The 11,580-nt window shown below is 37.1% G+C and carries 7 protein-coding genes; 6 read left to right on the top strand and 1 reads right to left on the bottom strand.

The window, feature by feature from the left end; translation table 11 throughout:
- Window positions 1-292: 292 nt before the first annotated feature.
- The 5 genes from K9N40_11745 to K9N40_11765 all read left to right on the top strand — a co-directional run bounded on the left by K9N40_11745 (window position 293) and on the right by K9N40_11765 (window position 8,124).
- A complete protein-coding gene (locus K9N40_11745; protein MCF7815140.1) occupies window positions 293-1,363 on the top strand; it encodes a carbohydrate-binding family 9-like protein in 1,071 nt (356 codons plus the stop codon).
- The gene (locus K9N40_11750; GenBank protein ID MCF7815141.1) at window positions 1,363-2,328 is read left to right on the top strand and encodes a hypothetical protein; all 966 of its coding nucleotides are present in this window, start codon (window positions 1,363-1,365) and stop codon (window positions 2,326-2,328) included. The genes K9N40_11745 and K9N40_11750 overlap by 1 nt, the downstream gene beginning before the upstream one ends.
- Window positions 2,318-3,268 carry a glycoside hydrolase family 130 protein gene (locus K9N40_11755; GenBank protein ID MCF7815142.1) on the top strand — a complete coding sequence of 317 codons (951 nt, stop codon included), beginning with the start codon at window positions 2,318-2,320 and terminating at the stop codon, window positions 3,266-3,268. Before K9N40_11750 ends, K9N40_11755 begins: the two co-directional genes overlap by 11 nt.
- Window positions 3,269-3,387: 119 nt before the next feature.
- Window positions 3,388-5,841 (top strand): extracellular solute-binding protein, encoded by a 2,454-nt coding sequence (locus K9N40_11760; protein ID MCF7815143.1) that lies wholly within the window; start codon window positions 3,388-3,390, stop codon window positions 5,839-5,841.
- Complete coding sequence (locus K9N40_11765) at window positions 5,842-8,124, top strand: ABC transporter permease subunit (protein MCF7815144.1); 2,283 nt, start codon at window positions 5,842-5,844, stop codon at window positions 8,122-8,124.
- 45 nt (window positions 8,125-8,169) lie between these two features.
- On the opposite strand, the gene K9N40_11770 is transcribed toward K9N40_11765, so the two are convergent.
- Window positions 8,170-9,615, bottom strand: a complete 1,446-nt coding sequence (locus K9N40_11770) for a T9SS type A sorting domain-containing protein (protein MCF7815145.1) — start codon at window positions 9,613-9,615, stop codon at window positions 8,170-8,172.
- Window positions 9,616-10,404: 789 nt separating this feature from the next.
- Between K9N40_11770 and K9N40_11775 the strand changes: the two genes are divergently transcribed.
- Window positions 10,405-11,433: a linear amide C-N hydrolase gene (locus tag K9N40_11775; protein MCF7815146.1), complete on the top strand. Its 1,029-nt coding sequence runs from the start codon at window positions 10,405-10,407 to the stop codon at window positions 11,431-11,433.
- The last annotated feature ends 147 nt before the right edge of the window (window positions 11,434-11,580 follow it).

Consider the following 11,580-nt stretch of genomic DNA (forward strand, 5'->3'; position numbering starts at 1 on the left):
GTTTGCACAAATGATAAACCATTGAAATGGTTACTACAAAAGGCTTTGTTTGCTTTTCCCATGAATAACCCAGTGAAATTGAATTGATTTCACAGGTTAAAAATTCATGGGCTTGAAAAAAATGAAATTATTGTGTTTTTTTTGTTGCTTACTGGAAAATAAATATTTTTCGGGGATGCATGATTTGGATATTTTTTAGTTCCAATAATTTACATAAAACAACTTTTCTTGGCTGTTATTAAAATCTTGACATTTTTACCTCATCAAAACCTACCTGCCAATGGGGGTTTTGATGAAAAGGATACTTTCGCTGCTACTGATTTTCTGCTTTATTTCGATCTTTGCAGAAAAGGCATTATTAGATTGCGGATTTCCCGTTCCGAATATAGAATTCAATCCTAAAATATATAATTGTTTAAAAACTGAAACTGCCCCGATCCTTGATGGCAAGCTGGATGATGAAGCCTGGAAAATGTCGGAATGGACAGATGAGTTTGTTGATATTGAAGGAAATTCGAAACCACTTCCCTACCTGAAAACCAAAGCAAAACTTTTGTGGGACGAAGACAATCTCTACATAGCAGCCGAAATGGAAGAACCGCAGCTCTGGGCTACTCTAAAAGATCATGATTCAGTCATCTATTTTGATAACGATTTTGAAGTTTTCCTCGATCCTGACTGGGATACGCAAAATTATTATGAAATGGAAATGAATGCACTCAACACAACCTGGGATCTGCTGATAACACAAACTTATTATGAAGAAGATTGTCACGCCATTGACAGTTGGGAAATTGCAGGAATGCAGACTGCTGTTCATTTGAATGGAACTTTGAACGATCCCGAAGATGAAGATATTGGCTGGAGTTTAGAAATCGCCATGCCCTGGAAGGTTCTGGAAGAATGTGCCAATCACAACGGAGCACCTCAGCCACAGGAAATGTGGAGAATGAATTTTTCTCGCGTGCAATGGGAATTGGATGTTGTGAACGGCAGATATGAAAAGAAAAAAAAATCTGAAAATAACTGGGTTTGGTCGCCACAGGGAATCATTGCTATGCACTATCCTGAAATGTGGGGAGTGCTGGTTTTTTGTGAAAACAAAGATCAATTTATTACTGATATCCCCAAATTGGATTGCGTTGATATACTTCGCAAATTTTATTATATTCAAAAAGGATTTCATTTGCAAAATCATTATTATGCTACATTAAATCAGTTAGAGCAAATTCCCGGTTATTCTGGAATTGTCGCAGGATTCCAACTTTTTCTAACTCCGAATGGTTATGAAGCTTTATACAAAGATGATAAATTTTCCTGTACTATCCGTCAGGATCGCAAAATGAAATTCAGGAAAAATTGATGCAGTTCTCTACCTGGATGCATCCGAAACAGGATGATTTTAAATGGAAATCTAAATTGGCTGAACTTGCAGAAATCGGCATTTTAAGGATATTTTACGAAGGAACAGATTTGGAACAACTTTTGAAAGCAGCCAAAGATTTTCCCATCGAAATCCACAAATGGCAATGGATCGTAAACCGTCCCGATGCAAATCTGCATCAAACAAATCCTGAACTTTTCATGGTGAATAAACTGGGAGAAAATTGTGCCATAAATCCTCCTTACGTGAATTATTATCGCTGGTTGTGTCCGAATAATTCAAAAGCTCTGGAAGAGATTTTAAAACCAATCAAATATTATAAAAAATATTCAGAATTATCTGGAATTCATTTGGATTATATTCGCTTTCCCGATATTTTTCTACCAGTTGGATTGCAGCCGAAATACAATCTGGATCAAGATCGTGAAATGCCGCAATTTGATTTTTGTTATTGTGATTATTGCTTAAAACAGTTTAAAGAAAAATATGATTTGAATGCCAGGAATTTGGAATCTGAAGAAGAAATTGCAGCCTGGTTTCAATTCAGATTAGATACAATTTCCAATCTTGTTAACAGAGTTAAATATGAATTAGAAAATACTGACCTGCATTTAACAGCAGCGGTTTTTCCATCACCAACTGAAGCTGCTCGTGCTGTGCGGCAGGATTGGCGAAACTGGCCTTTGGATGCAGCTATTCCGATGTTGTATCACAAATTTTATAATGAGAATATAAGCTGGATCGGAGAAATGATTTCACGATCTATTATTGAAACCAAAAATCAATTTCCCATTCATGCCGGTATCTATCTTCCCGAATTAGAAACTGACGATTTTTCGAAGATTTTGGAAATTGTGAAGCAGAATGAAGCCACCGGAATTTCTTTATTTCCGGCAGATCAACTTTCAAAAGAGATAAAGGAGATCATAAGAAGTGAAAGCTAAAATTCCCTGGCAGAATCGTCCTGAAAATTGTTCTGATTTGATCTGGCGTTATGATGAAAATCCCATCATCGATCGATACCAGATTCCAACGTCCACCAGCATTTTCAATAGCGCTGTTGTAAGATTCCAAGATGGTTTTGCAGGTGTTTTTCGTTGTGACAATAAACGACGTGAAATGAGAATTTATACCGGTTTCAGTGAAGATGGAATCAATTGGAAAATTGATCATGATCCGATTCGATTTAAACCAAAACCTGGTGTTCCAAATCATTTTGAATACGCTTACGATCCGCGAGTAACTTATATCGATGGTAAATATCATGTAACCTGGTGCAACGGAAATCATGGACCTACGATTGGATTAGCTGTTACAAAAGATTTTAAAACGTTTGAGCAGTTGGAAAATGCTTTTCTACCGCATAATCGAAACGGCGTACTTTTCCCTGAAAAGATTGCTGGAAATTATACTCTGTTGAGCCGACCCAGCGACAAAGGACACACGCCTTTCGGCGACATTTGGCTCAGTTCTTCTCCCGATCTGACTTTTTGGGGAAAGCATCGACTGGTTATGAAAGCAGGAAAAACTCCCTGGCAGAGCACAAAAATTGGTGCCGGGCCAGTTCCGATCAAAACAGAAAAAGGCTGGCTGCTTTTTTATCATGGAGTGCTAACTTCCTGCAATGGTTTTGTTTATCACATGGGAGCAATGCTGCTGGATTTAGAAAATCCCAGCAAAGTTCTGGCCTATTCTCCCGAGTATCTATTGGCTCCACACACAGATTATGAAAGAACTGGTGATGTTCCCAACGTGGTCTTTCCCACTGCAGCTTTGGTGGAAGATAACAAAATCGCAATTTATTATGGCGCTGCTGATACTTGCATTGGACTGTGTTTTGGTTATTTGGACGAGATTTTAGAATACTTGTTAAATGAAAAATAAACAAACTTATCTTGTTCCTTCGCTATGGTTAAAAGCCTTGCGAATGGTACAAAAAAAAGAAAACCTTGCGAAGGTCGCACAAGCAAGAAGTTCAAAAACCTGTCGCAAGGTAAAACAAAATGCAATATAGAAAATTATTATTGCTTTTCTTCTTATTTATATTCCTTTTTTTACAAGCAGAAGAAAAGATCATCCTCAAAGTTTTTGAACTTCCCGATCCCAAAGCTGCCGATGCTTTCAGTCGCGCAGATCGGGCAGTAATTGAAGCCTTCAAAGGAAAGTATCCAGATATTGAACTTCGATCTTTCAGTGGAATAAAAATCGAAAACATGGATCTGGATGCCGGACCTTTGATGGCAATTGCCGGTGGTGTTTCGCCCGATATTATTTACGTAAATTTCCGTCAATCTGCCACCTACATCGAAAAGGGATTTCTTTATCCGCTGGACGAATTCGTGGAAAATGTTGATCTGGAAGAACTCGATTACCGCATTTACGATCCTGTCTGGCCGGTTGTGAAAAGGAAAAAGGAACAAGAATTGGCAGAACACATCTGGATGATTCCCTACGAAACTCTGGTTCGAGTTCTGATGTATCGCAAAGATATGTTTCGTCGGGTTGGCCTCGATCCTGATGATCCTCCCGAAACCTGGGAAGAATTACTTGCTTACTCACAACGCATGACCGTTCCCGAAGAAGATGTTTACGGAATTACTTTCAGTTCCGGTCCGCAATCTGCCTGGGATTGGATCACATTTTTGTGGTCGGCAGGTGGAGAAGCTGTTCGCAAGAAGCCACAAACCGGAGAATGGTATGCTTCTTTTGATGATGCCGCAGCAGTAGAATCGATGTATTTCTACACAAAAATCTGTTCCCAACCATGGATCGACGGCGTGGGAAATCGGCAATACGGCTATGCTAAACGAGACGGTGATTGGGGAAATATGTGGTTCGACGGCCAGATCGGAATGCGCATCGATTATATGGATGATAAAAGTCTGGGAAAATCGCTCGATCCCAATCTTTACGGCGTTGCACCCGTTCCCAGAGGACCAACCGGAATTCGCGGTTCGGAACTGAATTGCCGCATGATGGGAATTTTCAGTGGCGCAGGTGAATCGAATAATGGCGGTTTGGGAGATCGTGATTCGCAAAAGGTGAAAGAAGCAGCCTTCCAATACATCTGGTTCTACGATTCTGACGAAGCACGTAAAATTCGCCTGCAGGTAATGATAGATGCCGGTTATGGTAAAATGATGAATCCTGTTTTCCTGCGAAAATACGGATTTGAAGAATTTCTGCAATACAGCCCGGAAGGCTGGGAAGAAACTTTTAACGAAGCACTCCAAAACGGTAAACCGGAACCTTACGGCAAAAATACTCAGAAAATCTACGAATACATGAGCTATCCCTTGAATGAATGCATAAATTTGAATAAGAACAGAAAACTGGGAGAAACCGAAACAGAAAAGAAAGAAAACATAAAAGAGATTTTGGAAAAAGCAGTTCAGAAAACCAACCGTAAAATGCTGGGGAAAATCACGCCGGAAGAAAGATTGAAACGTAATCGAACTGCCGTTGTAGTTGCAATTATCGTTTTCGCAGTTTTCATCTATGTTATCTATCGAGTCTGGAAGATATTCACTCCAAAATCTTTTGCTCCGGCAACTACTAAACCCAAGAAAAAAAATTATCTTCCGATCATTATCATGCTGCCCGCTCTGCTTTCGATTCTGATCTGGAAATACCTGCCGATGCTGATGGGTTCGGTGATGGCATTTCAAGATTACAGTCTGGTTGGAGAATCAACCTTTGTGGGAATGGCAAATTTTGCCGATGTACTTTACGATCCGGTCTGGTGGGCTTCTTTGGGAAGAACATTTTATTACATGCTGCTCTCTTTAGGTTTGGGATTTATTCCACCAATAATTTTAGCAATCTTGCTGCAGGAAGTCTCGCACGGTAAATTGATCTATCGTGTGGTTTATTATCTACCAGCAGTTGTTAGTGGTGTAATTGTTATTTATCTCTGGAAGTTGCTTTATGATCCCTCTGACAGCGGAATTCTAAATCAACTCCTGATGTGGCTGGGATTACCCAAAAGCGACTGGCTGGGAAACCGCAATCTGGCGATGCTGCTGTGTATTTTACCGACAGTCTGGGCGGGAGTTGGACCGGGTTGTCTCATCTATCTGGCTGCTTTAAAGAGCATTCCACAGGAAATCTATGAAGCGGCTGACATCGATGGAGCAGGATTTCGTCATAAAATTCGACACATAGTTCTTCCCAGCATGAAAGCTCTCATCATTATTCAGTTTATTGCTGCTTTCATTGCATCTGCACAACAGAGCGGATTCATTCTGGTAATGACTTTCGGAGGACCAAATCAGGCAACACGAGTTGCTGATCTGCTGATATTTGAGAAGGCATATTTATATTTGAATTTTGGAATTGCCACAGCCATGGCCTGGCTGCTGGGAGTTTTGATGATGGGATTTGCCGTTTTTCAATTGAGAAAATTGAGCAACATGGAATTCCACACTGCCGATTCTGCAACAGGAGAGGATTTGTAAATGCCGATCATTTCCAGAGTGGGACGTAAAACTCCTAAGATCAGGATTTTGAACTTTCTCATTCATTTTGTACTGATCCTGGGTGCAGTTACAATGATCTTCCCATTTTTGATGATGATCAGTACCTCTTTTTCCAGTTCAGTTGATTCCAAACAGTTTTCGCTTTATCCCAAATTCTGGTTCGATAAAGATCTGCAATTCCGAAAATACGTGGCAGTGCGCTATAATGAAGAATCGGCACAAATGATCTCACAATACAAAAATCTGTATCGCAGTTTTGATGAAATTGATTTGACGCAAAGCATTTCAAAACAGTTTTATCAGGATTGGTGCGAATTTATCAAAAATGCTGATTTGGATGAATACGATTATTTTATTTCTCAACAAAGTGGTCGGGGTATTTATCCGTTGAATGATCGTAAATTCAGAGAAATCTTGAAGAAGGAAAGTGGTGGGGAAATTGATGTTTTCAATCAGAAATACGGTTTTGAAATTCAAAGCTGGGAAGAGATAATCAGTGAAGAAAAAAACATTTTAAGTCGGAATTTTTCGATTGGAAATTCCAGATTTGCAAAAAGATATCAGCAGTTTAAACAAGATCACAATTGGCAGCAGAAGGTTTTTGCTTCTGTGGATGGATATTTCATCACCAATCTTTTGAAACAGGTTTATAAAGACGATTTGAAATTTTTGAATGAAGAATTGAATACGGATTATAAATCCTGGTCGCAAATCACGATACCAGGGAAACTTCCTGAAAATAAATTACAACCCCTCTGGAAGAATTTTGCAAAATATCAGCTTAATATTTCTCAAATTTCTGTTTCTAAAGAAGCAAAACCCGAATGGCAAAAACATCTGAAAGATAAATATTTAATAATCTCTACTTTGAACGAAGCCTGGAATTCCAATTTTAATAATTTCTTCGAAATTGATTTTCCAAATTCAGCAAAAGTAACAGGTGCAGAAAAACTGGATTTCACAAGTTTTCTTGAAAGCAAAGTTAATCCAGAAAATTTGATCCTGAATTCTGTAGAGAACCAGTTTAGAGCATTTTTGGAAAATAAATATAAAACTATCGCTGCCTTGAATAATGCCTGGCAACCTGGCTATCGCTCTTTCTCTGAAATAAGATTGCCAACTGAGTTTTCTGAAAAGAACCTTTCTCTGATTGCGGATCGTAATGAATTTTTAAGACAAAAAAACATATTGCAAAATTATGTAAATTTGAGTCCGGCAGCAGCAAAACCATATCGCAATTTTCTGCTCGAAATATTTGAATCAAAAAAAAATGCTGTCGAAGAAATAAATTATATTTCCACCCACTACTTCGATTCATTGAATGAGATAATTCCTTCCAAACAGATCCCGCCCCATGAAGCTGAAGCTGCAATCTGGCAGAAGTTTGTGTTGGATTCGGCTCATCCTGCTCTTATCAGGATCGATGAAAACGCTGAAATTGAATGGCAGAATTTCCTGAAAAACAAATATGGTAATATTGAAGAACTGAATCTGAACTTTAAATTGATTCCACAAAATTTTGATGAAGTTGCCGTAGATTATGAACAGATCGATGCAGAAATTTTTCGAGAAAATAGAACGAATATCGTTAAAGAACTTAATAAACGAAATTACGTGATGGTTTTAGACACAATGCTGTATAACGGCAGAGCAATTTTAAATACACTTATTTACGTTTCTTTGGCAATAGCAACTGCACTTTTTGTAAATCCACTGGCAGCTTATGCAATGAGTCGTTTCAAACTGAAATCAACCTACAAAATCCTGCTTTTCCTGATCCTGACGATGGCATTCCCACCAATGGTGATGGGAATCCCGAACTTTCTTCTTCTAAAAAAATTAAATCTGTTGAATACATTTTTAGCACTTATTCTGCCAGCAGCAGCCGATGGTTATTTTATTTTCCTATTAAAAGGTTTTTTCGATTCACTACCGCAGCAGTTGTTTGAATCTGCCACAATCGACGGAGCGGGAGAATTCCGCATTTTCTGGAAGATCGCCATGCCGCTTTCTAAACCGATCATGGCTGTAATTGCTTTGAGTGCTTTCAATGCTGCGTATCGAAATTTTATGTTTGCATTCATCGTGTGTCAGGATAAAAGCATGTGGACGATGATGGTGAATATTTATCAACTGATGCAGCGAGCTTCCAACGGTGTTGGTTACGCAGCATTGGTTATCGCTTCTATTCCAACTCTGCTGGTATTTATTTTCTTCCAGAATATCATCATTCGCGGAATTGTAGTTCCTCAGGAGAAATAAAAAACCGGTCCAGTTTTTCTGAACCGGTTATCATCAAAACAATGATTATTTAATCAAACTCATCTTTTTCAATTTAGAATAGGATTGAGTTCGTAATTTATAGAAATAAATTCCGCTGGCATAGTCATCAGCTTCCCAATTGAAAGTATGATAGCCATTCTCATATTTCTTTTTGAACAGAGTTTGACCCTTGATATTGTATATCGTCAGTGTACCAGTTTCGTTTTCCTTGATATCGAATTTAATCGTTGTAACAGGATTGAACGGATTGGGATAATTTGTAAGCTGTAATTCTTGTGTTGGAATAATATCTTCCGCTTTTGTTGGTTCAAATTGAATCGTAATAATATCAGACTCTCCAACATTATATATAGTTTGAACTCCGGCAGTATAAATTGTTCCGTTCACTAAATATAAAAACTGCCATTCAGTTTCGTTGGTAATTCCCTCAAAAGTGTCATTGAGGTAAATATTATAATTTTCTATATCATAACAACTTGTAGGTTCTTCCCAGAAAATTGTGCAGGTTGTATTATCGATGGTCAAATTCTCAGGTGGATAAAACGGTTCCGGTAAATATTGGAACGGTTCCCAATCGGTTGTCGATTCACCTTCGTCATAAACAGCTGTAACTCCGCCCACATAGAGTTCTCCCGGAATCAAAACCAGAGAGGAATAATCGTAAAATTCATCGGTTGAAAAAATTATAAAGTCGTCATTCAGATAAACGTTATAACCCAGAAAATCACGTGAACTGTTCATCGGATCAGGTGGTTCCCAGGTTGCAAAACCAAATTCATCAATTTGCAGATTTTGCACCGGATTTAAAAATGGATTGTATATAAAGATGAAGTTAACAATATTTGATTCTCCATTATCGTAAACAGCAGAAATCCCGGCTGTATAAGTTTGTCCTGGAGTTAATCCTCCGTAAATCCAACAGCAATCATTGGTAAAAGCTAAAAAACAACCATCCAGGTAAATATTGTAGCCAAAAAGACCTCTATCTTCGGAAGGAGCTGGAGCTTCCCAGGTTGCATATCCAAATTGATCAACAAACAGATTTTGGGGTGGATAAAGAGATGGATATGGATTAACCACTAAAGTTACAAAAACTGTGAAATCTCCAAATAGATCGGTATGAACAATTAATTCTGCCGTCTTTACAACATCTACCAAATTGTTTGAATTAACGGGAATCATAGTAACATACATCGGATTGGGAGGAATACTATAGATCATACCCGAATTGATATTTAGCCAAGTATCATCTTGATTGCTGGATGATGAAACTTCAAAATGTTCAGTCAGATAATTAACTTCCATCCAAATAGATACATTATGTGGTGTTAGATTTGAAATAAATAATAGAAATGAATCTGTTTCATTGGGATCGAGTACAACTGTAACAGAATCTGGTGCAACGCTGAATTGCCCAAAAACATTAAAGCAAATTAATAATAAAAATAAACAAATAACATTTCTTTTCATCGTTCCTCCAAAGTTAAAACCATATTATCAAAGCTGAATCAATCTTTATAATTTTTCATTAATACAATTATATATGCAAAAATAAGTTAACTATTTCTTTCGTGTCAAATGTTTTTTTAAGTTCGGCATGAACGAAGTTCTTCCGAATGTGTATTTTTGGATAAAATATGTCAAAATAAAAAAAGAAACTTGCGCATCCCCCGAAAAATATTTATTTTTCAGTAAGCAATAAAAAAAACACAATAATTTCATTTTTTTTCAAGCCCATGAATTTTTAACCTGTGAAATCAATTCAATTTCACTGGGTTATTCATGGGAAAAGCAAACAAAGCCTTTTATAGTAACCCTTTCAATGGTTTTTTATTTGTGCAAACGGTTGAAACCGTTGTCCGATATATTTCTGGTATCAAGATTCCCACTTTGCTGGATAAGGTTTTGAACAGGTAAAATTGCAACAATTTTATTTATTACAATAAATTAGGTTTATACCTTCCAAATTTTTCGGTGGATGCATGAAAAAAAGAAATTTGGCACCTGACTTCAGAAGAACTTAGTGAAATTGGAGTTGAGAACGAAACAGTTCGTTTGTGTGCTTGCAGATAGTTGCTGAAAGCAGACCTTTGCAATTATTTTATAACATATCATTTTAACCATCCTCAAGGTCTCACTTTGTTCGACCATTGAGAAGGTTGATCTTTTGTTTATTATAAAATTCACAAAAAAATTTGACATAATATTGAATTTAAACAACTTAATTCTTGTAGGTCACAAAAAAATGGAGGAATGAAAATGAAAAAATTTTATCTTGTATTCGCGTTCTTACTTTTCCTGATAATTAATAATTGGAATTTATTTAGTTGTTCTGAGATATTTATCAATAATACTTCTAAAATCTCAGCAAGGAATTTTGACTTCATGTTCAGTGATGGTTTAATAAGAATTTCACCGAGAGGGCAGCAGCGGGAATCAGATTATACCAATGCGGGTGATAAGAAGATGTCGTGGATAAGTAAATTTGGCAGCGTCTCCTTTCTACTGAAACTTCCCAGATTGAATGCTGAAATTGATTCTGAACTGATTTTAGCAGGAATAGACGGCATAAATGAAAAGGGATTCAAAGTAGGTACATATTATCTTGCTGATGCTGAATTTAACGATAGTGAAAACGTAACTACACTTTCAATTTCCATTTTGATGCAATACCTTCTGGATAATTTCGATTCTGTAGATTCTGCAATTCTTGATATTACATCAGGAAAATACAATGTAATTGAGGTGCCAACAGAACTCTTCCCTATAAGACTCCATTATTATCTTCATGATATTAATGGTAATTCGGCAATAGTTGAATTTCTGAAAGGAGAAACGATAATATACAAAAATCCAGAAATTGAAGTACTCACAAATACTCCTTATAATGAAGCATTGACTGCTTTAAAAGAATATGATGGTTTTGGCGGAACAAACTCCATTCCGGGTACTCAAGGTTCTATCGAACGTTTCGTTCGTGGTGCTTACTACGCTAAACATCTTCCTGAACTTAAATCGAACAATTATGTTAATTTCGGATTTGCTGCAATTCAGACAGTATCAGTATCTCCACAATTTGATCATATCAGCACTCAATGGACTATTGTAACCGACTTGATGAATAAAATGATCTACTTTAGAACTCTTGATAATCCATCCATTTCATATATTTTTTTAGAAGAAATCGATTTTGATAAATTACAATCTGAAATGTTTTTAAATTTCACAGAACTAAAATTGGATGGTAATGTTTTAAATAAATTTGATTACGTTCCTCAAAAAGAATAATCCTTTGTAATAAAGAAAATTCTTAAATTTGACTATCACCGTGGCAGAGCCAAGGTGTATTTCGCTAAATTTATTTCAGCAAGCTGAAAATCGAATTTTCATTATTTACCCCTCTGCCTTCGGCATCTCCCCTCAAACAGGGGAGAA

The sequence above is a fragment of the Candidatus Cloacimonadota bacterium genome, assembly GCA_021734245.1.
In the GTDB taxonomy this organism is placed as follows: domain Bacteria; phylum Cloacimonadota; class Cloacimonadia; order Cloacimonadales; family TCS61; genus B137-G9.

Bases quoted from the DNA above. Each gene is read 5' to 3' on its own strand.
- K9N40_11745 (MCF7815140.1), top strand. From the start codon at position 293: ATGAAAAGGATACTTTCGCTGCTACTGATTTTCTGCTTTATTTCGATC.
- K9N40_11750 (MCF7815141.1), top strand. From the start codon at position 1,363: ATGCAGTTCTCTACCTGGATGCATCCGAAACAGGATGATTTTAAATGG.
- K9N40_11760 (MCF7815143.1), top strand. From the start codon at position 3,388: ATGCAATATAGAAAATTATTATTGCTTTTCTTCTTATTTATATTCCTT.
- K9N40_11765 (MCF7815144.1), top strand. From the start codon at position 5,842: ATGCCGATCATTTCCAGAGTGGGACGTAAAACTCCTAAGATCAGGATT.
- K9N40_11770 (MCF7815145.1), bottom strand. From the start codon at position 9,615: ATGAAAAGAAATGTTATTTGTTTATTTTTATTATTAATTTGCTTTAAT.
- K9N40_11775 (MCF7815146.1), top strand. From the start codon at position 10,405: ATGAAAAAATTTTATCTTGTATTCGCGTTCTTACTTTTCCTGATAATT.